This is a genomic window from Shewanella sairae, from assembly GCF_023283535.1.
Lineage (GTDB): Bacteria > Pseudomonadota > Gammaproteobacteria > Enterobacterales > Shewanellaceae > Shewanella > Shewanella sairae.
Map to the genome: position 1 here is coordinate 1 of NZ_JAKILT010000188.1, position 1,118 is coordinate 1,118.

Here is a 1,118-nt window from a genome sequence, read left to right on the forward strand (position 1 = left end):
AACCAAAGTCAAGAAATGTTATTAGGTTGTTCTATTTTAAATCGCTTCACCCACCTTGGTATGCCTAATAGCTATCGAGTGGTCTGAACATGCTCAAAGACAAGAGAGATTGAGCATTGCAACAAAGCCTAAAGAAGGGCTTTTAAATGAAATGGCTAAATATGAATAAAAACATAACGGTAATCCCCCCTTTAAGGAGAAAGTTCAAATGAAAAAATTAATTCTTGTTGGTATTATATTAGTTTCTTTTGATGCTAATGCAGGAGTCGCAATTGAATATCATTGTGAGACAGGCGCTAACAATGATATGGGAACTCCATCAGGTATAACTAAAACTATTTTATCTGACCATGTTGGAATTTATATAGACACCAATGGAAAAGAACATGTGTTTAAGCACAGAAGAGAAGATAATACATTCTTTCTCAATGAATCTGGTTTAGAAGGAACGACAAGCATTATCAATGGAAAAGTGTATACTGAAATAATAATGGATGGACAAGTAATACGAAAAATGTCAGTTGACGATAAATGTAAAATTATTAATTCTGTCGCAAACTGAAGAGCTAGTTTATCATGAGCGATGATATCTTAACCAACGTCATTAATGCGACTTAACTTTTCGGGACGCCATTTCCCAACAGAGAGGCTTTGTTGCAGTGCTCAAAATCAAAAACTGAATGATGAGTTAATTGAAGTTGCTAGCATAATCCTAATGGAGTTATCTGATTTCAGAGATATAGATGATTTTGCTACAAGGCAATACATGGAGAAAGGCGCAAGTCTTGTAGAGCGTGTATTTCAAAATCAGTAAAACTCATAACAAGTTTAGGCAGTCGCTGCTAAAGGCGTTAGGTGTTTGTAGTGGTCAAGTAAAACTGGACACGGACTTGTACGTATTCCAAAATCTTCGCTCAGATTCATTTGGCGGAGGGGCATCACCAGAGATAGCACCTTGGTTATAACTGGCTTTCGCCTTTCCTAAGTATGGCTTTGTTGCAATACTCAATCTCTCTTGTCTTTGAGTATGTTCAGACCACTCGATAGCTATTAGGCATACCAAGGTGGGTGAAGCGATTTAAAATAGAACAACCTAATAACATTTCTTGACTTTGGTT

The 1,118-nt window shown here is 36.6% G+C and carries 1 protein-coding gene; it reads left to right on the plus strand.

Translation table 11 applies throughout. The features are described from left to right. Positions 1-208 precede the first annotated feature (208 nt). Positions 209-562, plus strand: coding sequence for a hypothetical protein (locus L2748_RS24015; protein WP_248957826.1), 354 nt, complete (start codon positions 209-211; stop codon positions 560-562). Positions 563-1,118: the final 556 nt, after the last annotated feature.

Bases quoted from the DNA above. Each gene is read 5' to 3' on its own strand.
- L2748_RS24015 (WP_248957826.1), top strand. From the start codon at position 209: ATGAAAAAATTAATTCTTGTTGGTATTATATTAGTTTCTTTTGATGCT.